Raw genomic sequence first — 22,969 nt, 5'->3', positions numbered from 1 at the left:
TATAGGATTCTTTTTAATTTATTCTTTGAGGGGGCTGGACAAGCCCCTTTTTTTTGGGTTACGCTGAATCATCTCACAAAGGGAAGGAGGCACATTATGATGATTAATTTTATCAACACTTCGATGAAGTTGATCTCTATGCAGAGCCTTCTTCTGTCACAGTTCTAAGACACCCTTATTAGGCGTCTTATTCTTCTGAAAATTTATTTTTTGTTTTTTACAGCCCCAAAAGGGCAGTTATGGATTCTTTATGAATTTGTTCCGACGTTTGTTATTTGCTGACGTGACACCCTTGGTGAAACTGGCCAAAACCAAGCATATTGATGAAAATGATCTGATGGCATTGCCGGCCGATCTGCACCCACAGCACGGTCAGATCAACCTGGATGAAATCAAGTGGAGCAGTCCGCGGGCGCTGCTATTTTCTTTGATCCGGGCTTTGCGCAAGTACACCTGGCCCTCTTATACCTGGTATCTGGCAAGCTCTGTTCTGGCGCTGTTATCGCCTGTTTTGGTGAATCGTTTTGTCAGTGTTATTTCTGCAGGTGTGACGCCAGAGACCTTACCGACGGCCCTGACCTTTGGGGTGTTGCTTGGCTTCTGTGGCTTTTTGTCCGGGCTTTTCATGCAACATTACTTCTTCAACGGTTTAAAAGCCTATCAGGTGATGACCAACATCCTGAATGAGAAGTTGTTCCGTCACAGCTTGAAGCTGAGCCAGAAGGCACGGCAGAAAAATCAGGTGGGCGATATCGTCAACCACATGAGCACCGACTCTGAAAACGCTTCAGATTTTGCCATGGTTCTGGGGGACTTTGTTTCTGCGGTCTTTCTGATAGTGGGCGTGGTGATCATGCTCTTCTATTACATCGGCTGGTCGGCTTTGGCGGCGCTGGTGGTGCTTTTCACCCTGGCTCCTTTGACCAACTATGTGGCCAAGAAGTTCACGCGGTTGGATGAGGAAATGATGGCTCATCGCGATCACCGGGTGACGCTGATGACCCAGGCGATGAATGCTATTCGCGTGGTGAAGTATTTTGCCTGGGAAAAGAGTGTTTCCAAGGAAGTCACAGAGGTTCGTGAAAAAGAACTTAGCAGCCGTCGTCGCCTGGCCAAGGCGGAAGTTGTTTCCAGTCTGGGGTATCTGGCGGTTTCAACATTGGTTCTTTTTGTCGCCCTGGCAGTTCATTCCTGGCGCGGGGAAAAACTGGATGCGGCCATCATCTTTACCTGCATTTCCTTGTTTGGTTTGTTGGAAGGACCTTTCGGGGATCTGTCTCGTTTGATCTCTCGTGCGACGAACGCGATGGTGGGGGCCCGCCGTATTTTGGAATACCTGCAGGAAGATGAAGTGGAAATCTCCACGGAAGAAAGAGCTGATGCGGGTGCTTGTGTCGGTGTGCAGTTGCAGAACGTCAGTTTGCGTTTTGATGGCAACAGCCAGGATGTTTTATCAAATTTGAATCTGCAGGTTCCGGCAGGAAGTTCACTGGCTATAGTGGGGCCAGTCGGTGCGGGGAAAAGTTCCTTGTTAATGAGTCTTTTGGGGGAACTTCATCCACGTGAAGGGCAGATCAAGTTCACACCGGAAATGCCCGGTCGACCGCGCATGGCCTATGTTCCGCAGGAAGCCTACATTATCAACAGTTCTTTGCTGGAAAATCTGCAGTTTGGTGAAGAGGTTTCCAAGGAAGACTTGCGCCGGGCCTTGCACAACAGTTGCCTCAGTCGTGACCTGAAAGAGTGGTCCGGCGGCCTGCGCACAGAGATCGGTGAAAAAGGTGTCAACCTGTCTGGCGGACAAAAGCAGCGTGTGGCTTTGGCACGGGCATTTTTGCGCAAACCGCAGGTGGTGCTTTTGGACGACCCATTGTCTGCCGTGGATGCTGAAACTGAAAAGCTTTTATGTGAGCGCCTGATTTTTGGTGCCTGGAAAGACACAACTCGAGTGGTGGTCACCCATCGCCTGGAGTTCCTGTCCAGTTTTGATCAAGTGATTTTTATTGAGAAGGGAAGGATTCAGGGGCAGGGCACTTATGAAGAGCTGTTAAAGCTTCCGGCCTTTGCAGATTTTTATAAAGAGCATGGAAAATCTCAAGGCGAAGGCGAATCCGTCAGTGTCAGCGAGGTGGCCCAGGATATTTCCAGCCTGCAGGAAGCTGTGGAAAGCAAGAATGTGCGTGTCACTGAGGACGAGGATCGAGAGGTCGGTGCTGTCAAAGGATCCGTGTATTGGGACTACATCAGCTCACTGGGCGGGGATGGTAAGTACACCAAGCCGTTGATTTTGGGATTGTTGTTGACGGGGGCAGTGGCGGCTACGTTGCTGCCCTTGGCGCAAAAAGCCTGGCTGTCTTACTATTCAGATCATCAGACACAATGGGTGGCTCTGACGGCCATTGGAATTTATGGTTTGATTGGTATAGCAGTTCTGGTGGGTTCATTGGTGAATCACTTGTTCTGGCTGGACCGGGGAATTCGTGCCGGGAAGAACATGCATGACAAGATGCTGAAAAGTGTTTTGTCATCGCCGGTTCGTTTCTTCGATTCAACGCCGGTGGGGCGGATCATTCAGCGTTTTTCCCGTGACGTGGAATCGGTGGATGTCTATTTGCAGTGGAGCTTTGATTCCGCCGTACATTGTGCTTTGCAGGTGGTTGTTTCGATGGCCCTGATTTTGACTTTGATGCCGTTGATGGTCGTGGTGATTTTGCCAGTGATGGTTTTGTACTATGTGCTGCAAAAGGACTATCGTCGTCCGGCCCGGGAAGTGAAACGTTTTGACAGTGTGGCAAGATCGCCGAGATATGCACATTTCAAAGAAAGTTTGCAGGGGCTGGTGGTGATTCGCAGCTTTAACAAGGCTCCGTGGTTTATGGATAATTTTTATGCGAAGCTGGCACACAGCAATCGCATGTTCCATGCGCACTATCTGATCAATCGCTGGTTTTCTTCGCGGATTCCGCTGATTGGTGGTGTGATTTCCATGAGCACTGCCGTTGGTGTCAGTTTGTCTGCTTACGCTGGGGTGATGGATGCGGGAACCGCAGGTCTGGTGACCCTGTATTCACTGTCCTTCTGGGGCTTCTTGAATTGGGGTGTCCGCGTGTTTGCAGACATTGAGTCGCGCATGACCTCCATTGAGCGTTTGAAGTACTTCTCAAATCTTCCGGCGGAGGAGTCTGTGCTGAAAGCGCCGTCAGAGCCTTTACGTCCGACTTGGCCCGAGCGCGGAGAAATCTCGGTTGAGAATCTGAAAGTGCGGTACGCGTCCCATCTGCCATTGGTTTTGAAGGGAATCACTTTCAAGGTCGAAGCGGGAAGTCGCGTGGGCATTATCGGTCGCACAGGTTCGGGGAAAAGCACCTTCTTCCAGTCGTTGTTCCGCTTTATCGAGGCGGAAGAAGGTCATATCGCGATTGATGGAATCGACATCGCAAGCGTGCCGCTGGAAAAGCTGCGCCGAAGTCTGGCCATCATTCCCCAGGACCCGACCTTGTTCATGGGCACGATCCGCAACAACCTGGATCGGTATAACGAGTACACGGATGAGGAAGTCATCGGTGCTTTAAAACACGCCTCCATGTGGAGCTATGTTTCCAGCCTGCCTAAGGGACTGGCTTCCGAAGTTTCTGAGGGTGGTTTGAACCTGAGCCAGGGGCAGCGGCAACTGCTGTGTCTGGCGCGGGCGCTTTTGACCAAGGCACGAGTGATTGTGATGGACGAGGCCACGGCCAGCGTCGATGTGCAAACCGATGCGTTGTTGCAGAAGGTGATTCGATCCTCTTTTGCCGGAGTGACGATGCTGATTATCGCCCATCGTCTGGGAACGATCGAGGACTGTGACCAGATCGTCGAGATTCTGGCCGGAGAAGTGAAGTCCATTCGCCGACCAGCCGAGTTTTCCAAAGAGGAAATTGAAGAAAGTCTTGTGTAAATAAGAAGGCCATGCAGGACCTAAATCCCTGCATGGTGCTTTTGAGGTCTCAAGTTGAGACGAATAAATGAGATCCATGTAACAATTTGTGATTTTTTGTCTTCTATTTAGGTAGTGTAATTAAAAAACTATCAAAATGTTCCGATAGTTAATGCATGGGATTAAAAGGAACGTTCACTGCACTCCTTCTTATTTTCGGTTTCGGGACTGCTCACGCGGCCCCGGCAGCCTTAACCTATCAGGGCCGTATCGTTAAAAGTAACGGGCAACCGCTGGAATACGCGGCGGTGGCATTCGAGTTTACGGTTCTGGCTCCGAACAAAACCTGTGTTCTGTATCGGGAACAACTTAATAACGTCAACATGGTGAATTCGGGTGGTGTTTTCGATGTGAAGATCGGAAGCGCACACAACTATCCGGGGGGAAACAACCCAAGCTTCACCATATTGGATGCGTTTAACAACGCTTTGCCTTTGGTGTGTGACGGGAACTCTCCTTACAATCCCGGCCTGACGGACGGCCGCTTCCTGCGTGTGCGTTTTTATGACGGCGCTCAGTGGAACACGATTTCACCAGACAGTGAGATTCGCACAGTTCCATTCTCGGGCTTTGCGGCGTCTGCTGCGAAGCTGGGTTCGAACGTGGCATCTGATTTTGTCATGAAAAATGAAGTTAACGGGAACTTGAACTGTGACTCGGGCAGCTTCCTGACCTGGGATGCGATCAATAAGGAATTTGGCTGTGCGGCGGTGGCAGGTGCCAGTGGCGGGACTGTCAAAACTGTGACTGCGTCAGCGGGAAGCAACCCGTATTTGACGGTTTCTGCAGATACAGTAAATCCTGTGATCACTTTGAATGTCGGCACAACTTCAGGTACCGTGGCGGCTGGTGATGATGCGCGCTTTACGAACGCTCGTACACCATCAGGAACAGCTGGTGGCGCTTTGTCCGGAACCTATCCTAATCCGGGGTTGGCCGATAATGCGGTGACCACGGCGAAGATTGCAGATCAGGCGATTTCAACGTCAAAACTTTTTGCAAATCCAGGTATCAACCGTCTTGTGAAAACGGATTCAGCAACAGGGGACACCCTGGAGCCGTTCTATTGTTCCGCAGGTCAGGTGATGGTCTGGAACGCCGGTACGGGTTGGACTTGTGCCAATCAAACTTCTTTGGCTGTGGGCTCGGCCTCTGTGTCAGCCAATTTCACCGGAAGTCTTGCTGGGGATGTCACGGGCACGCAAAGCGCGACGGTGGTTGAAAAAATCAAGGGCTATGATCTGGACTTCACGGCAGCGCCGACAACAGGTCAGGTTCTGAAGTTTAACGCCTCTGGGAAATGGGTCGCTTCCAATGACAGCAATGCCGGAGGAACAGTGACGAATGTTTCCGCCACGGCGCCATTGTCTGTCACAAACGGCGGAACGACGCCGCAGATTTCCATCACCAAAGCGGACAATTCCACCGACGGTTATTTGTCAGCCAGTGACTGGATTGTCTTTAGTGGAAAACAAAATGCTTTGGGCTTCACACCGTTGAATCCCGCCAATAATCTGAGCGAACTGACCGCGACCGCAGCCACGGCGCGAACCAACTTGGGGCTGGGCACTGCGGCTGTGAAAAACACTCCGGCAGCAGGTGATGCGGCGGCGGCGGAAGTTGTTCTGGGTAATGACTCTCGCTTAACAAACTCCCGTGCTCCTTCCGGGGCAGCAGGTGGGGATTTAACCGGAACTTATCCAAGTCCCACACTGGCGGCCATCGGGGCCGGTGGCACAGGGACTAAGATCACTTATGACACCAAAGGGCGTGTGACGGCATCGACGGGACTTGCGGCAGGTGACATTCCTAATCTGGATTGGTCAAAAATCACTTCCGGCAAACCTACAACGCTTTCTGGATATGGCATCACGGACGCTTTGGTTTCAAATGCCGGGGGTTCTCCAAGTATTCAATCCGGCACCGATGCGGCGAAACCGGTCAGCCCGGCGGCAGGGGCGATCTACTTTGCTTCGGATACAAAGGTTATCTATCAGTACAACTCGGGGGCGTGGGTGGCCATTGCTTCTTCCGCGGGAGCTGGTGGTACGATCACGTCCTTAACCGGGGACGTGACAGCGTCTGGAAACGGAGCCGTCAGTGCAACGGTGAATTCCGTGGGTGGTTCTTCGGCAGCCAATGTGAACAGTGCGACGGTGGCAGCAAATGCCGCAACAAATTTAAATACCGCCAGCACGATCGTGAAACGTGATGGCTCTGGCAACTTTGCCGCAGGCGCCGTCAGTGTGGGCTCTGTGGTGTTGCGTGATTCAGGTTCCAACACGGTGACCTTGCAGGCTCCGACAAATGTGTCTTCCTCTTATGTGTTGAGATTCCCGACAGCAGTCGGCGCGGCGAATCAGGTTCTGACGACAGATGCCTCTGGAAATCTTTCCTGGACCACGCCTGCGGTGACCACTGGGGTGGCTGTGACTTCTCCCATTGTGAATTCCGGGACCGCCAGCGCGCCAAACATCGGCATTCAGGTGGCTAACGGAACTCAGAATGGTTATCTGTCCTCTGCGGACTGGACGACTTTCAATAATAAACTTTCTGCGACACTGGCTCCGGGCAATATCCGCGTGGGTAATGGATCCAGTGTGGCAACAGCCGTAGCGCCTTCTGGGGATGTGTCCATGACCAGTGCAGGTGCGTTCACGGTGACCAAGGTACAAGGAACAGCAGTTAGTGCCACAGCGCCTACAGCTGCAGGTCAGGTGCTGCGCTACAACGGCACCACGCAGTATGCACCAGCCTTCTTGCAACTGGGCGATCTGCGTTCCACCATCACTCCTTTTGGTGGAGTGTTTGCCAGCACGGCGTGTTCTGCTTCGCAGACAATGTATTATAATGCCGCGACTGACACGTTCCTGTGTCAGTCGATTTCAGTGACGGCGGCGAACTTTGCCAACCAGGCGCAGAATTCATTCTTTGCAGGTCCGGCTTCAGGCGGTGCGGGCGCACCGGCGTTCCGGGCCATCGCAGCGGCGGATCTGCCAACTGTGGGTACGGCAGGTACCTATCGCTCGGTGACGACGGATGCTTACGGTCGTGTGACTGCGGGAACAAATCCCACAACGGCCGCCGGATATGGTTTGACGGATGTCTTTGTGAACGGTGGGAACAGCTTCGGTGCAAATGCGACTTTAGGGACTAACACAGCTCACTCGCTGATTCTGGAAACCAACGGCGTGGCGCGCATGACTGTAGACAGTGCAGGATTGGTGGGGATCGGTGCTGGCACTCCATTGACTGCTCTACATATCACCGAAAAGGATGATACCTGGGCGAGCTCTTTCCGAATGGACCGATCCTGGGAATCGACGGTGGATTATTTCCAGATGATGTATGATTATCAGGGCCTCAAGATCCGAACGATGGCCGACGATGCAGACGAAGCCCATATTATCTTTAAACCCAAAGATTCTGAATCCGTGCGTTTTACAGAAGATGGCAAAGTGGGTATTGGAGTCACAGTTCCCACTTCAACTTTACATGTAAAGCAGCGAGCTTCCGAACCGCCATTTAAAGTCGATATGGCCGGCGGTTCAAGTGCCATCTCTGTGGATTGGAGTGGTCGAGTCACGATGGATACCAGTGTCAACTCAACGGTACCGATGTTAACCATTGGAAATGGAAACTTCGGAGGACGCTTACTCGTCTTAAATGGAAAGACTGGAAATACATCCAACTTGATGGAAATTAAGCATAATAGCGTTGACCGCATGATTGTCACCTATGATGGTAAAGTGGGCATAGGAAATTCAGCTCCGAGCGAGGCCTTGGAGGTTACTGGTAACGTTAAAGCGGCGTCTTATCTCTACACCTCAGATGCTCGCTTAAAGAAAGACGTGGTGACGCTGCCTCAGGCTCTGGAAAAACTGCTGAAGCTTCGTGGTGTGAACTTCGTCTGGAAGAACAACCAGGAAAAAACTGTCGGTTTCATCGCCCAGGAAGTGGAAGCCGTGTATCCGGAACTGGTGAAGACGGACAAGGTCTCAGGCTATAAATCAGTTCAGTACGGAAATATCACAGCCATTCTGGTTGAGGCCCTGAAGCAGGAACACGCCGAGCGTCTGGCAGACAGAGAGCTTTGTCAGAGTCAGATGGCTTCTGTGTCCCGCGGACTGGCCAGTGTTCAGCAGAACGCTGAAACCCGCATGCAACAGTTGGAAAAGGAAAATCAGGATTTGAAACAGCGCTTGGAGCGTCTGGAACAGGCCCTTTTGAAGGGAAAGTAAACCTGTGAGACATGCATGGAAGATCTTTTTTATTCTAAGCACAGCGCCCTTACTTTTGGCGCTGAACACCCAGGACACGGGTCACCGGGTCAATCGTTCCACGACCAAAGCCATTCAGGCCCACAATGTCTGTAAGAAGGTCATCAACGCCAATGCCACCAAAGACTTTTTTGTGCCTACCAAAGCCGCGGCGGAGTGGACGGCTTTTCGTTCCAACTTGCCAGCCGGCGTGACCTTGGGGAACTGCACCTCATGTTTGGATATTTTAAATAACAACGGCTCTGAAGGAGACGGTGTTTATTACGTCGATCCGACGGGGAGTTCTCCATTTCCTGTCTACTGTGACATGACCACTGATGGAGGGGGCTGGACCCGCTTATTCAGACATAACATTGCGGGTGGGTACTTTGCTGATGCCACGGATGCTTTGTCGAAGAATGCCGCCAATCCCACAGCGGATTTGCATTCAATCTTAAATCGTATCGATAATTTTAAAACCTCGGGCAATCGATATCACTTCCGGCTGACCTGGCCGGGCGAAGAATTAAAGAATATCTGGTTTCAAACAACCAATCCCACGACCGATGTGAATGTGGCGGGTTATACGACCGAGTTCGTGCAGGGGTATACCAATTATTGGGGGGGGCTGGAGTTGTCCAACGGGGCTCATGGTCCGGCCTCTACGTCTTCATTTTTAGATGGTTCCGTCAATCACGCCAACTGGTATTATTCCGTGGGTGCTTACGTCGTCTGGGGATCGGCGCCGCCGGGGCTTCCCGCATCAGATGTATTGGGAGCCAGTCACGGTGTTTCCGAAGTGAATCTTTGGATTCGGGAGGACAATACCCACACGCTGTATAATTCATGTAAGGCCATTCTGAACGCCGGGGCGTCCAAGGGGGATGGCATTTACACTATTGATATTGATGGAGCAGGGGTGACGGCTCCTTATGAAGTCTACTGTGATATGACTACCTCAGGTGGTGGCTGGACATTGGTGGCTTATTCGAATGGTGCTGTGACCGGCACGACGCCGAATGATTTCTTTGTGAACACTTACAATCTGGCGGCGGCAGGCAAACACTTAATGCCGACTCAGCAGGCTTCCGTAAATCCCGAAGCGTTTTCGATTGCAGTGAACACGACCGATGCCATGTTTGTATCGCCGTCTTACAACAGCGGCGCACCGATCATTGATCTGGCCGGAGGAAACTGGGACTATAATACCACCAAGTGCACCGGCAACCTTCGCCATACCAGCCGCACCGCCGGGTGTGCCGGTCAGACGGCCAATGATCACTACAACCTTTCAGATGCCTTCAATATTGCCTTCAACGCCGGGAACGAAGGGATCGTTCCCAGCTACAAAGCCACGGAAGTCTGTTACAGTGGCAAGGGGAATGCTTGTAGCTTTAAGTTCTATCTTCGTTAAAGTGGGACGTGATCGAATATGAAACTGCGTACAGCCATGATGATCTTTACAGCGCCATTCATCCTGGGAATCAACACTCTCGGTGAAGGGTACCGTATTCCCGTGAGTGGCTCTTTGCGCCTGTATCTGCCCTATGGAGCAGAAGGATCTTGTTATCATATTCAGAACAATCACGCCTCCAGTGATTTGTTTGTACCAACGAAAACCAGCACCGAGTGGAGCGCTTTCACGGCTGCCAGCAAGCCTGCTTTCATCGTGGCGACGCAGTGTTATCCCAAATCCTGCAAAGAGATCAAAGACACTCTGGGAAGTCCCGCCGACGGAATTTATACAATCGACTCGGACGGGTTGGGGGGGAATGCTCAGTATCAGGTCTCCTGTGACATGACCACGGACGGAGGCGGATGGACACGGATCTTCCGCCACAATATTGCCGGAGGGTATTTCGCAAACACGGCCGATGCGCTGAGCAAGAACACGGCCGCTCCGACGGGGAATCTTTATTCTGTCGTTAACAAAATTGGTGACTTCGTTGCGAATGGAAAATACCGCTTCCGTCAGACCTGGCCGGGATATTCGCAGAAAAATATCTGGTTGCAAACCACGAATCCCACAAGTGATGTCATCACTGCCGGGGTTGTTCCAATTGCAGTGAATCTGCACTCTGACTACTGGAATGGGTTGGAGCTTGGTAACGGAACTCATGGGCCTGCGAATTCGAATCAAGCCTTGTTGGACGGATCGGCACAGCGTTCGGACTGGTGGTACGCTATTGGTTCCACGGTCGCCTATGGAAACCCGGCCGGGATACCCATGGCAAGTCCTGTCCTGGGCAGCGGCGCCGGAGTCAGTGAGGTCAATTTGTGGATCAAAGAAGATGACACTGTGACAAACTACAATTCCTGCAAAGCCATTTTGGATGCGGGTGCATCGAACGGAAATGGTTTGTATACAATTGACCCGGGAAACACGGGGACAAAGATTCCAGTTTACTGTGATATGACCACTGATGGAGGCGGCTGGACCCGCATCTTCTATCATGACTATGTTGCTTCAGGTGTCTTTGCCAGTAAAGCCGAAGCTTTGAATCTGAATTCGACGACTCCGCTGGCAACCAAGTATTCCATTTTAAATCGGCTTGCTGGATTCTATCGCAGTGGTAAGCTGGAGTTGAAAATAAACTGGCCGGGAACTTCGTCACTGCGAAACTGGTGGACTCAGACCAGTAACTTCACGACGTCCCCAGTTGCGGGCTACACAGCTGTGGCCATTCAGTCCACCAGTAATTTGTGGGGGGGATTGGAGCTCAGCACTGCGCCTCAGGCGCTGGCGGATGGATCTGTTGGGCATTCTGATTGGTTCTACGGCATCGGCATGATCAGCGCGACCTGGGGGACTCCGGTGGGGTATCCAGCGTCAGACACGGTGGCGGGGTCTGGGGTGGGAGTGCCCCGGGTTGAACTTTGGGTGAAATAAACGGGGCGTCTCGTGACTAAGAAACTGCTTGGAATATTTTTACTGATGCCGTTCCTGCTGGGGATTAATACTCTGAGCGAGGGGTATCGTATTGCTACGGGCGGATCTTTGCGATTGTATCTGCCTTATGGATCTCAAGGGTCCTGTTACAATATTCAAAACAATCACGCCACCAGTGATTTGTTTGTGCCGACGAAAACCAGCACGGAGTGGAACGCTTTCACGGCTGCCACCAAGCCTGCATTCATTGTGGCGACGCAGTGTTATCCCAAGTCCTGTAAAGAGATCAAAGATACTCTGGGAAGTCCCGCCAGCGGAGTCTATACCATTGATTCCGATGGTCTTGCCGGGAATGCCCAATATCAGGTCTATTGTGAGATGACGGCAGACGGAGGCGGATGGACTCGTATCTTCCGCCACAATGTTGCCGGGGGCTACTTCACCAGTCCGGCGGATGCTTTAAGTAAAAACACGACAGCTCCGACCGGGGACCTGTATTCGGTGTTGGATAAAATTCCGAATTTCTTAACGAACGGAAAGTATCGATTCCGCCAGACGTGGCCGGGATACACGCAAAAGAATATCTGGTTGCAATCCACCAACCCCACCAGCGACGTGGTCTCTGCGGGAGTGATTCCGATTTCAGTCAATTTACACACCAATATGTGGAACGGTCTGGAGCTGTCCAATGGCGCGCATGGACCTGGCAATACCAATCGATCTTTGTTGGATGGATCTGTTCAGCACTCGGATTGGTGGTACGCTATTGGTGTGAGTTCGGCCTATTACGGTGGGATACCGATGGATTCAGGGGTGACAGGTTCTAACTTCGGTGTCAGTGAGGTCGAACTTTGGATCAAGGAAGATGATACGGTCGCAAACTACAATTCCTGCAAAGCCATTTTGGATGCAGGTGCCTCTATCGGAAATGGTCTGTACACGATCGACCCAGGCAACACGGGGACAAAGATTCCGGTTTACTGTGATATGACCACAGATGGTGGTGGCTGGACGAGAATCATGTATCATGACTATGCCGCCGCCGGTGTGTTTGCCAGTGATGCTGAGGCGCTCAATGTGAACTCAGGCACTCCTCTGGCAAAAAAGTATTCTATCCTGAATCGACTGGCCGGATTCTATCGCGGCGGAAAGCTGGAGCTGAGAATCAACTGGCCTGGAACTTCCACCAAGCGCAACTGGTGGACCCAAACCAGTAACTTCACAACATCACCAGTGGCGGGATACACGCCTGTGGCTATCGAATCCACGAGCAATTTCTGGGGCGGGTTGGAGTACAATGGGGGTGTTGACACTCTCGCTGATGGATCTGTAAATCATATCAACTGGTTTTATAGCGTGGGTGCAAAGACAGTTAACTGGGGCGCGACGCCTCCGGGGTTGCCAGCTTCTGAAGATGTTGCAGGCGTTGGCGTCGGGGTCCCGCGAGTGGAGCTTTGGGTGAAATAGCGGCCCCAAATAAAAAAAGGGAACCCGAAAGTTCCCTTTATCACATTCTTGCTGTGAAGCAGGAATTAGTGACCAGCAGGAGCTGTTGCAGGTGCAGCAGGAGCTGCAGCCGCTGCAGGAGCAGCTTCTTTAGCGTGCTTTTTCTTAGCAGCTTTTTTCTCAACTTTTGCAGTTTCAGCAGCAGGAGCAGCTGGAGCAGTTGTTGTAGCAGCAGCAGGAGCTGTTTCGTTAGCGTGAGCAACTACACCAGCAAAAGCGATAGACATCAAGATAGAAGCGAATTTCATAGTAACCTCCTAATGGTTCTTTGTTAGCTTCAATTACGGAACACCGAAAGCCTAACAAAGGAGGTTAAAACCCTAATTAAAAACAGATTAAATGTTTTTAATTTCAAAAGTAAATTTCGCACCAGCCCCTGAGTGATTCTCAGCACTTAGCTTGGCATTGTGAAGGATGGCGATTTTTTGTGCGATCGCCAAACCCAGACCAAAGCCCTTAACTTTTGCTTCCATATTCGAACCGCGTGAGAAGCGCTCAAAAATTAATGGCAGTTGTTCTGCGGGGATTCCCGGGCCGTTGTCTTCAACGATCAGGGCTGAGTTTTCGGATCCGTGGTTCAGCGTGATAGAGACCACTTCATTATTGGGAGAGTACTTGATGGCATTTTCCACGATGTTCACAATCAGATTTTCCAGCAGGTCATTGTCTCCGCGAATCAGGCGGTGATCCTCGCTGGGTTCGTTGTTAATTGTGACCTTCAGTTTGATGTCTTTGGATTTCGCAAGCTTTTCACAACGAGCCAGAGCTTCAAAGACCAGCTCATCGAAGTTCAAATCCTGCAGATTCATGGCTCCAATCCCCGCATCTACGCGCGCCAAAAGCAGCATCTCCCGAACGATGCTGGACAGACTGTCCACTTCCTGCAGGGCGCTTTTGATAAATTGATCCACGTCTCGATGTTCGGCTTTTTGCAGCAGTTCCAGTTCACCCCGCATGATCGTCAAGGGGGTCAGGAGCTGATGAGAGGCATCGGCGACGAAACGTTCCTGACTCATAAAGGCCTGTTGAATACGATCCAGCATTTCATTCAGCGTCAGGGAAAGCTGTTTGATTTCATCGTTGGCGTGCGGCACGGGAACTCTTTTGGACAGCTCGCTGGCTTTGATCTCTTTGGTGATCTGAATAATATTGTTCACGGGCTTTAAAGCTCGCGCCGAAAGGAACAGCCCGCCCAAAGTGGCAACAATCAGAACCATGGGAATACCCAGTTGCATCAGGGTCAGTCGTTTCTGAATCTGTGTTTCCAACAGGGTCATAGGGACGGCGATCTGTAAAAGCAACTGCGGTTTGGCGGCATTGTCCAGAGGGAAGGAGATCAGACGGTAAGAATCTGCCTCAGCGGAGGGGATATTGCGAATGTGTTCGATCGTGCGGTAGGTGGCTTCTTCGCCCTTCCAGATGCGTTCAAAATCCTTCTTGTAGGGTGGGTTGAATTCACCAAAATTCCCCACGCGGGCCAGGACGGCACCGGAACTGTGGCGGACCTGGATCAGCGCCGTCCCCAAAGGGAAGGGCAGGATTTTACCATGATCCAGGCGCAAAGGGGGAAAGCTTAAGTCCCCCTTGATGCCAATTTCGATCCCGTCAGAAACATCCACGCAGTAGTTGAACAAAGCATCGTCAAAGTCCTGCTGAAGGTTGTCGATCATCATTTGGAACAGGAACATATTAAAGAACACCGTCGTTGTCCCGAAGATCAGAACAAAGATCAGCGACAGGCGCAGGCGGATGCTGAAGCTGGAAAGAAAATTACGAATTTTCTTTAAGAACATAGCCAGTTCCCACCACCGTGTGGATCAGACGTTTTGGGAATGGAGCATCGATTTTTTTGCGCAGCAGATTGATGTAGACATCAATCACATTGCTTTCAGAATCAAAGTGAATGTCCCAGACATGTTCAGCGATGGAAACGCGCCCCAGGGGCCGCTCTGGATTTCTCATGAAATATTCCAGCAGTGCGAACTCTTTGGAGGTTAACGAGATGTCCTGAGAGGCCCTGCGAGCTTTGCGTTGAATCAGGTCCAATTCCAGATCGGCATATTTCAGTACGTTGGAAGCCCCACCGTTGGAAGGCGTTTTACGACGTAAAAGTGCGCGCACCCGGGCATGAAGTTCGTCAAAGGAATAGGGCTTCGTCAAATAGTCATCTGCCCCGGCGTCAAGACCGTGAACTTTGTCTTTGGTGGTGGAAAGGGCCGTCAGCATCAGAATGGGTCCTTCAAACCCGTCGCGACGGATGTGGCGGGCCGTGTCGATACCACTTTGATCGGGCAGCATCACATCCAGAATCACCAGATCGTAATCCCCCTGGGCCAGATATGATTCCGCCGCAGATCCGCTTTCAGCAAGATCAACAGCATAGCCGACCTCATTAAGGCCCTGCTTCAAAAAGTTCGCCATCTTTACTTGATCTTCAACGACTAGAATCCGCATGGTCTACGGGTCCTTTCTGATCTTGTTTTTCCTTCATGAAATAGTAATCCAAAATACTCATCAATGATTTGTATTTCACAGCCAATTGCTTTTTGTGCTCTGTATTTTCACCGCGAACAAGGCGCTCGTAAGAGCCCTCCCAATCCAATGGCTGGTCATTTTCAGGTTTGCCGGAAGTCAATACACCGCCGCTCCGATCCACAATCAGGCCGGAGTTGTTGACGGCAAAATCCCCGGTCTTGTCAAAAAGATCGCGCCCCAAAGAATAGTACGGTGTTTCGGATAAAGCCAGATTGTACAGGGTGGGGGGGATGTCTGATTGAGAACCGAAGGCTTCCGGGTCCAACTTTTTACGGATGGCGTCTGGCAGATACAGATAGAACGGCACAGAACCTTTTTGCAGAAGTTCCTGTTCGGTAAAGTTCACGATCCAGAAGGTGTGGTCTCCGGTAATGGCGACGATCACTTTGTCTTTTAGCGGTGAGTTCTTGAGTTTGGTCATGAACTCGGCCAGTTTGTCCGAAGAGTATCGATAGGTCTTAAAACGTTTTTCCGCCAGTGCGGCATCGCCAATCAAACGATTCTTCAGCTCTGCCGGAGCGTTCAGGGGTGGAGCCTGATAAGTGCTGGGCAGTTGATAAGGCGGATGGTTGGTTGTGGTCATGGTCAGCAAGAACTGCGGTTCTTTGGCGTCGGACAGGGTCTTCAACACATAATTGAAAAGGTCTTCATCGTAGATACCCCAATCGTGTTTTTCTTTGATTTCGCCAAAACCTTCGGCGATTTCATTTTCGCCATCGACGGCGTCAAAGCCCTGTTGGAAGGCGAATTTATTCACCTCACGCCAGCCTGGATTGCCTCCGTAAAGGAAACGAGCCTTGTAGCCAGCACTTTTAAACACTCGTGCGGGACTGGAGCGGAAAGGCACCTGCAGATAACTGCTTTCTGTCAGGAATTCACTGATGGGTCTTTGGGGGGAGCCGATCATGAGACAGCTTAAGCTGCCAATGGTGGCATTGGTGCTGGACAAAAAATGGGTCAGATAGGTGTCCTGCTGAAGATGTTTTTCAAAATCCCCCAGGAGATTGAAGTCGGGTTGATTGTAGTTAAACCAGTAGGCCCCCATGGACTCCATGACCAAGAGCACGACATGGGGACGAGTTTTTTCAGCCCACGCGTTCTTCGGTGTTGTTTTCTTCATCAGTTGCAGGGGATCTGTCGGAACCTGTTCTTCAGAAATCTGATAGAAGTCGGCAAAAGCTTTGCGATAGTTTTCACCATACCCGTAATGACGAAGATTGCTGTCCCATTTGGAGTTTTGCTGCGACTTCAGTTCAATGGCGCGGGTCAGGGCACGCACCCCATTAAAGCTGAGGTGATTGACAAAGATACTCTTGGAAATGCCCGTGTCCATTTCGCTTAAAGGGAACAGCGCCAAAGAGCCCCGCGCCCCAATGCCATTAAGGACAAACAGCACAAAGAAAAACAGGACAAAAATCGGATAAGAAATTTTCTGGACGCCCGCGGGCCACCATTCTTTTCCTTGGGTGAAATTGACCTTGAGCCCCTTCCAGAGAAGATAGGTGAAAAGGAACAAGCCCAGGAAGATCCAAACCACCGGATAGTTGCTCCACATGGTTTTTGTCAAAGCCCACGTGTCGTCTTCGAAATAACCAAAGATCAGGACGTTAATGCGGTCCTGATAGAAACTGTAGAAGCCAAAATCCACAGCCGAGAAAAACATCACGATGAAAAGCATCACCGTGTAGTACGGAATCAGAAATCGGGAAAATCGGGAAAACAGGGGATTCAGAATCCCGGCAAAGCCCTTCCAGAAGGAACAGAGGCTGAAAAGCAAAAGCAGGAGCAGGGGAATGGCGTTGATGTAAAAAAGAACGGTTCCATCAAAGCGAGCTCCCAGGACGAAGGCTTTAAAGACATCTCCTGAAAGCGGGGCCAGTTCGCGGGAATCCCCGAAGGTCAGCATAAAGGCCCAGCGCCACAGGAATCCAATAAAAAGGAAAACTACATTCACGATCAGAATGCGTTTAAGATAAAGCCAAGACTGATTGAACCACTGTGCCCGTACGTTTTTCATTGAGGAAGTGAAAGTCTCACTTCCCGGGCTCAGGATCAATCTGGAATTTTACCGAAATCCCATTTCTGGTTCGGATCTTCGGGGACCTGGAATCCGCCCCCTTTGTCGCCTTGAACGGCCTCAACAGACTTAATGCGTTTATCGCCGTCGGCAGTGACTGAGACCGCCGGGCCGCCGGGTTTTCGCGACTTTTCCAGGAGTTTCAAGGTTGCGCCATATTGCGGCAAAGAGCGGGGGACGACATAGGCGCCCTTGGCTTTGTCGCCTTCGAAAAAGACTTCGACTTCTTCGGAAATTTCACGCACGACGCGAACTTTGGCGGAAAAGCTTTCCGACTTTTCGGGTTCGACCTCTTGCTCATAGATCGAGGTGTTCATTTTCTTGCTTTGGGCCTGCGCATCACCCGTGAGAAACAGAATCATGATGAAACTCAGCATTGTATTTCCCCTTTCTCAATATAATGCACGTCCTTTTGTTGCCGCGCAATAGGCCTTATGCTAGGGTTTGTGGCATCTAACGAGGAGACCTTATGAATTTGGGTTGGACTGAAATTCTTCTTATCGGCGGTATCGCTTTGCTTCTTTTTGGGCCAAGCAAACTTCCCAATTTGGGACGTTCTTTGGGTGAATCCATTCGCGGCTTCAAAAAAGGCCTGAGCGAGGACCCGAACGAAGAGCGTGAAGTGAAACAACAGATCACTCAGAATCAGCAAAAGCCGATGAATGAGCAGACTCAAACTGAAGAGAAAAAAGACTCTCACAAGCAATCATGAGCTCTTCGAAAATCGCCCTGACTCAGACTGTGCAAAAGGGAGGTTGTGCCGCGAAGGTGGCTGCCTCCGAGTTAAGAAGCATTTTGCAGCAGGTGAAGTTCCCTGCGGCTCATCCGGCCTTGATGGTGGACGGGGGGCTGTTTGATGATGCGGCGATTTATAAAGTGAACGATGAGGTCGCTCTCGTTCAAACTCTTGATTTTTTCACTCCTATTGTCGACACCCCGAAACTGTTTGGTGAAATTGCGGCGGCCAATGCGCTGAGTGATGTTTACGCCATGGGCGGGAAGCCCAAAACAGCGATGGGAATTCTGGCGTTCCCGATTGCGACGATGCCTTCTGAGGTCATCGTTGAAGTCATGCAGGGGGCGAGTGATAAGATTGCCGAAGCTGACGCCAATTTTGTGGGCGGGCATTCCATTGATGATGACACTTTAAAATTCGGTCTTGCCGTGACGGGGTTTGTGAACCCTCAGTTTGTATGGTCCAACGCCGGGGCTCGTCCCGGGGATCATCTTGTCCTGACCAAATCTTTGGGAACCGGGACTTTGACGGCTGGTTTGAAACGTCAGGAAGCCACGGAAGAAGATATCATGGAGGCTTTGGTCAGTATGGCCACAGTCAATAATGCGGTGGATTTTATGACTCCGGCTTTGCAAAAGGAAGTTCACGCCGCAACGGATATCACGGGCTTTGGTTTGTCCGGACATTCGATGCAACTGGCGAAGGCCAGCAAAGTCAGCCTGCGTATTTCTTTAGGGAAGCTGCCTCGTTTTCAGAAGGCGTTGTCCTTTTTGGAAAAAGGTTTCCTGACCAAGGCGCACCGATCCAACGCCCAGTACACTGAAAAAGATGTGAGCTTTATGCAGGTCGATGACCTTCACAAACTTTTGACTCACGACCCTCAGACCAGCGGCGGCCTGCTGCTGTCTGTTTCTGCGGCTGTAAGTGGGGAGATGGTTCAGGCCTTGCGTGCCAAGTTTAAATCTGCTGAGATCATTGGAGAGGTTTTACCCCTGCAAGATAAAGCGGTGATTTTTGAGCCTTAAGACTATCAAGCCCGATCAACTCAAAGAACTTTTTTCCCGGAACATTCCGCTGGTGGATGTGCGGGCTCCTGTTGAGTTTCAGCAGGGCAGCCTGCCTGGTGCCGTGAACTTGCCCATCATGAACGATGAGGAGCGGGCCACTGTGGGAACCACCTACAAGCGCGAAGGTCAGGATGCGGCTGTCCGTCTGGGGCATGCGTTGGTTTCAGGCGCCATTAAAGAAGAGCGCGTGAAGGGCTGGAAGGATTTTTTTGAAAAACATCCCGATGCGGTTCTTTATTGTTTTCGTGGTGGCAAGCGTTCGCAGATTGCACGGCAATGGTTGCAGGATGCCGGGGTTTCAGTCCCGTTGATAGCCGGAGGCTATAAGGCTGCGCGAAATTTTTTGATCAAACAAATTGATGAGTTTTCTGTTCGTCACGAAATGATTGCGCTGTCGGGGCCGACGGGCAGTGGAAAGACCCATCTGTTGCATCGTCTGCGGAAGCGGTACCCGGTCCTGGATCTGGAGCACTTGGCTCGCCACCGCGGTTCCGCCTTCGGGGCTATGGAGGCAGAGCAGCCCACCCAAATTGACTATGAAAATCAGCTGGCTCGGGAACTGATGCTTCTTGAGGACAAAATTAACGGGGGAATCAAACCTCTGGTGGAGGATGAAAGTCGCCTGATCGGGCGTATCTATCAGCCAGCGACGTTCTTTATTCGACTTCGCGCGTCCTCGGTGGTGTGGATTGATGAACCCATGTCCGTGCGGGTTGAGAATGTTTTCGATGACTATATCCATAAAACGGCGATTGGATTGAGTGTCCAGTCACTGCCACGCTGTCAGGAGGAGGAAGACATCCTTCGAGGTGAAGCGTTGCAGGTGTTTGATAAGTACCGTCGCTCGACCATGGCCATCCATCGGAAGTTGGGTGGTCTAAGGCATCAGGAGGTGATGGCGGATTTGGATAAGGCTCAGCAGGATTATCTGAACCATCAGGATCTTTCCAGTAACAAAGTGTGGATAGAAAAGTTGCTGCTGTATTACTACGACCCTCTTTATTTGGGATCTTTGGATCGTCGTCAGGTGAAGGTTCTGTTTAAGGGAACTGCCGCTGACGCTGAAAATTACATCCTTGCCCTTGGTCAGAAGTGACCGCGATCGGCCGCTTCTGAGCCTGGCGGGAGCTTTCTTTTCTCTGCGCGTTATCTATTTGAAAATAAAAGAAACGGGCGCAAGATATAGCCTTTAGTATTTAAAACAAACCCCTTAAGAGGAGACAGCATGAATAAATTGGTCCTTGGTGGTCTTGTTGTTGCGGCTATGGCCTTCACAACAGCATGCCAAAAGAAAGTGAAGCTTGATACTGACATGAAAAAAGCGAGCTACGCTATCGGTCAGCAAATCGGTGGTAACTTGAAACAACAAAACATCGATTTCGATGCAGATGCATTGGCGATGGCTTTGAAAGATGCAGCAGCAGGCAAAAACGAAATGTCTAAAGAAGACATGCAAGCTGCGATGATGAAGCTTCAAGAAATGGCGATGAAAAAACAACAGGAACAAGCTGAAGGCAATGCTAAAGCTGGTAAAGACTTCCTGGAAAAAAACAAATCTGCAGCGGGCGTGAAAACAACGGCTTCCGGTTTGCAATACATCGTTGAAAAAGAAGGCACTGGCGCTTCTCCTAAAAAAGAAGACGTAGTTAAAGTTCACTACAAAGGAACTTTGACAAACGGTGAGCAGTTCGATTCTTCTTACGATCGTGGTCAACCTGCTGAATTCCCAGTGGGTGGCGTGATCCCAGGCTGGACAGAAGCTCTTCAGTTGATGAAAGTTGGCGGCAAAGCTAAACTTTTCATCCCACCTGAGTTGGCTTACGGTCCATCTGGTCGTCCAGGCATCCCGCCAAACTCTGTTCTTGTGTTCGAGGTTGAGTTGATCGACATCGTTAAACAAGACACTAAGAAGAAGAAATAATGTTCGACTTCAGCAAAGACCCTTTTGAGCATTTCGACCGCCTGATGAAAGAGGCGGTCGCTAAGCAAATCCCGGAAGCCAACGCGATGTCGGTGGCCACCGTGGATGGAAAGGGTGTGCCCTCCGTGCGCATCGTCTATCTTAAAGAGGTGAGCAAGGGGGGCTTTGTTTTTTACGGGAACTACAATTCCCATAAGGGACGCGATATCGAGGCCCATCCGATGGTGTGCCTCAACTTCCACTGGCCAGCTATCTGGCAACAAATCCGCATCACTGGCAAAGCCGAAAAAATCACTGCAGCTGAAAGCGATGCTTATTTTGCGACACGCGCGCGCCTTAGTCAGATTGGTGCCTGGGCTTCTCACCAAAGCGAAGAAATTCCCGATATCGATTGGTTGTCTCGCAGAGTGCAGGAATACGAAAAGCAATTTGACGGTCAGGTTGTGCCACGCCCACCACATTGGGGCGGCTGGCGTGTGATTCCCACGGAAATTGAATTCTGGTTCGGGCTGGGCGGTCGCCTTCATGAACGCTATATCTATCAGCGCACAGCGGATGGTTCTTGGAACCGCCTGATGCGCAGTCCGTAAATCTGTTATTTATCCTATTTGACGGCAAGTCTTTATCTTCTTTCTAGGACCGGGTTAACTAGTGTCTTACAGGGGGGGGATATGAGCCGTTCTATATTTGCCGTGATAATGTTTATTTTTCCATCCTTGGGGATTGCTAAAGTTGCGTCGCAAACGTTCCCCGATGCGATTGAAAGTGATCCTGTTAAAATGCAATGGATGGTCGGGGCCCCGCCGCCACGGGATCGCATCGTAAGATTTGATGATGGATCGTTCTTTGTCTTTCCGGCCATGCGATGGAGTGTTTCGCATTTCCGTCAGTTGATGCCGACGATCACGGTGTCTCTTGGTCTATCCACTGCACGGAGCCTTCCGGTCCGTCTTCGCAATGATATCGATAAAATTCGATTTAAACCCTTTAACAGCGCCGAAGAAATCACATGGGAAAAGAGCCTTTTGAAAAACTACACTGATGGCATCCTGATTTTGCAGAAAGGGACTGTTGTTTATGAAAAGTATCTGGGCAGTTTGACAGTTGAAGGACAGCATGCCGCCATGTCCATGACGAAGTCCTTTGTCGGGACTGTGGCAGAAATCCTGGCGGCTGAAGGTGTGCTTGATCCGGAGAAGCCTGTTATCACCTACGTGCCAGAGCTTAAAGGCTCTGGATTTAAAGAGGCCAGGGTTCGGGACTTGATGGATATGACAACGGCCATTCGTTTCAGCGAAGACTACGCGGACCCGAAGGCAGAAGTCTGGCAGCATGCTAAAGCCGGAAATCCGCTGCCCAAAGGGGCGGACTATCAAGGGCCAAGAACCTATTATGAATTCTTGGAGACGGTGAAGCCCGAGGGTGTTAACGGAGCCGAGTTTCACTATAAAACAGCCAACACCGATGCCTTGGGATGGGTCCTGGCCCGAGCCAGTGGTAAAAACGTGGCCGAGCTTATTTCCGAGAAGATCTGGAAGCCGCTCCGACCAGAGCAGGATGCTTATATGACGGTGGATTCAATCGGAACTCCTTTTGCCGGTGGGGGATTGAATCTGGGATTGAGAGACCTGGCGCGCTTCGGGGAAGTGATGCGGAACAAGGGGATGTTGCGGGGTCAGCAAGTGCTTCCAGCCAAAGTCGTTTCCAATATTGCTTCTGGTGGGGATCGCGATAAGTTTAAAAAAGCCGGCTATGATCATCTGCGGGGTTGGTCCTATCGAAGCATGTGGTGGGTGACCCATAATTCACATGGAGCTTATATGGCGCGCGGAGTTCACGGGCAGGCTCTGTATATAGATCCCAAAGCTGAGCTGGTGATTGCACGATTTGGCTCACACCCCGTCGCCGCAAACGCAGCTAACGATGGGACGACATTGCCGGCCTTTCAGGCTGTTGCGGAGTACTTGATGAAGTCGTCAAAGTAGTGAAATGCGAAAGCGAG

General features: G+C 51.0%; 16 protein-coding genes. 11 read left to right on the top strand and 5 right to left on the bottom strand.

Translation table 11 applies throughout. The features are described 5' to 3' along the window. Window positions 1-250: 250 nt before the first annotated feature. The 5 genes from ACZ5ZZ_RS11355 (at window position 251) to ACZ5ZZ_RS11335 (ending at window position 12,592) form a co-directional block, all read left to right on the top strand. Window positions 251-3,937, top strand: coding sequence for an ABC transporter transmembrane domain-containing protein (locus tag ACZ5ZZ_RS11355; RefSeq protein ID WP_464139447.1), 3,687 nt, complete (start codon window positions 251-253; stop codon window positions 3,935-3,937). 155 nt (window positions 3,938-4,092) lie between these two features. Then, complete coding sequence (locus ACZ5ZZ_RS11350; protein WP_464139445.1) at window positions 4,093-8,217, top strand: tail fiber domain-containing protein; 4,125 nt, start codon at window positions 4,093-4,095, stop codon at window positions 8,215-8,217. A gap of 4 nt (window positions 8,218-8,221) precedes the next feature. Next, window positions 8,222-9,649: a fibrinogen-like YCDxxxxGGGW domain-containing protein gene (locus ACZ5ZZ_RS11345; protein WP_464139443.1), complete on the top strand. Its 1,428-nt coding sequence runs from the start codon at window positions 8,222-8,224 to the stop codon at window positions 9,647-9,649. 18 nt (window positions 9,650-9,667) lie between these two features. Then, window positions 9,668-11,125, top strand: a complete 1,458-nt coding sequence (locus ACZ5ZZ_RS11340) for a fibrinogen-like YCDxxxxGGGW domain-containing protein (protein WP_464139441.1) — start codon at window positions 9,668-9,670, stop codon at window positions 11,123-11,125. 12 nt (window positions 11,126-11,137) lie between these two features. Beyond that, on the top strand, window positions 11,138-12,592 hold the full coding sequence (locus tag ACZ5ZZ_RS11335) for a fibrinogen-like YCDxxxxGGGW domain-containing protein (RefSeq protein WP_464131215.1): 1,455 nt from the start codon (window positions 11,138-11,140) through the stop codon (window positions 12,590-12,592). A gap of 65 nt (window positions 12,593-12,657) precedes the next feature. Here the strand turns inward: ACZ5ZZ_RS11335 and ACZ5ZZ_RS11330 are convergent, their stop codons facing one another. The 5 genes from ACZ5ZZ_RS11330 to ACZ5ZZ_RS11310 all read right to left on the bottom strand — a co-directional run bounded on the left by ACZ5ZZ_RS11330 (window position 12,658) and on the right by ACZ5ZZ_RS11310 (window position 17,620). Next, the gene (locus ACZ5ZZ_RS11330) at window positions 12,658-12,879 is read right to left on the bottom strand and encodes a hypothetical protein (protein WP_464131212.1); all 222 of its coding nucleotides are present in this window, start codon (window positions 12,877-12,879) and stop codon (window positions 12,658-12,660) included. Between the two features lie 87 nt (window positions 12,880-12,966). After that, window positions 12,967-14,424 carry a sensor histidine kinase gene (locus tag ACZ5ZZ_RS11325; RefSeq protein ID WP_464131210.1) on the bottom strand — a complete coding sequence of 486 codons (1,458 nt, stop codon included), beginning with the start codon at window positions 14,422-14,424 and terminating at the stop codon, window positions 12,967-12,969. Then, a complete protein-coding gene (locus tag ACZ5ZZ_RS11320) occupies window positions 14,402-15,085 on the bottom strand; it encodes a response regulator transcription factor (protein WP_464120651.1) in 684 nt (227 codons plus the stop codon). The genes ACZ5ZZ_RS11325 and ACZ5ZZ_RS11320 overlap by 23 nt, the downstream gene beginning before the upstream one ends. Next, complete coding sequence (locus tag ACZ5ZZ_RS11315) at window positions 15,066-17,183, bottom strand: LTA synthase family protein (protein ID WP_464139439.1); 2,118 nt, start codon at window positions 17,181-17,183, stop codon at window positions 15,066-15,068. Before ACZ5ZZ_RS11315 ends, ACZ5ZZ_RS11320 begins: the two co-directional genes overlap by 20 nt. A gap of 35 nt (window positions 17,184-17,218) precedes the next feature. Continuing rightward, window positions 17,219-17,620, bottom strand: coding sequence for a hypothetical protein (locus tag ACZ5ZZ_RS11310; RefSeq protein ID WP_464139437.1), 402 nt, complete (start codon window positions 17,618-17,620; stop codon window positions 17,219-17,221). A gap of 92 nt (window positions 17,621-17,712) precedes the next feature. Between ACZ5ZZ_RS11310 and ACZ5ZZ_RS11305 the strand changes: the two genes are divergently transcribed. From ACZ5ZZ_RS11305 to ACZ5ZZ_RS11280, 6 genes are all read left to right on the top strand, one after another. Next, the gene (locus tag ACZ5ZZ_RS11305) at window positions 17,713-17,955 is read left to right on the top strand and encodes a twin-arginine translocase TatA/TatE family subunit (RefSeq protein ID WP_464120654.1); all 243 of its coding nucleotides are present in this window, start codon (window positions 17,713-17,715) and stop codon (window positions 17,953-17,955) included. Next, complete coding sequence (gene selD / locus ACZ5ZZ_RS11300; RefSeq protein WP_464139435.1) at window positions 17,952-19,004, top strand: selenide, water dikinase SelD; 1,053 nt, start codon at window positions 17,952-17,954, stop codon at window positions 19,002-19,004. Before ACZ5ZZ_RS11305 ends, selD begins: the two co-directional genes overlap by 4 nt. Then, window positions 18,994-20,142, top strand: a complete 1,149-nt coding sequence (gene mnmH / locus ACZ5ZZ_RS11295) for a tRNA 2-selenouridine(34) synthase MnmH (protein ID WP_464139433.1) — start codon at window positions 18,994-18,996, stop codon at window positions 20,140-20,142. Before selD ends, mnmH begins: the two co-directional genes overlap by 11 nt. 129 nt (window positions 20,143-20,271) lie before the next feature. Beyond that, window positions 20,272-20,967 carry an FKBP-type peptidyl-prolyl cis-trans isomerase gene (locus tag ACZ5ZZ_RS11290; RefSeq protein WP_011164968.1) on the top strand — a complete coding sequence of 232 codons (696 nt, stop codon included), beginning with the start codon at window positions 20,272-20,274 and terminating at the stop codon, window positions 20,965-20,967. After that, entirely contained in the window at window positions 20,967-21,557 is a 591-nt protein-coding gene (gene pdxH, locus ACZ5ZZ_RS11285; RefSeq protein ID WP_464139431.1) for a pyridoxamine 5'-phosphate oxidase, read from the top strand. The genes ACZ5ZZ_RS11290 and pdxH overlap by 1 nt, the downstream gene beginning before the upstream one ends. A gap of 108 nt (window positions 21,558-21,665) precedes the next feature. Further along, window positions 21,666-22,952, top strand: coding sequence for a serine hydrolase domain-containing protein (locus ACZ5ZZ_RS11280; protein ID WP_464142385.1), 1,287 nt, complete (start codon window positions 21,666-21,668; stop codon window positions 22,950-22,952). Window positions 22,953-22,969: the final 17 nt, after the last annotated feature.

The sequence above is a fragment of the Bdellovibrio sp. HM001 genome (assembly GCF_055397275.1).
This window is presented reverse-complemented; position numbering and strand designations above follow the sequence as displayed.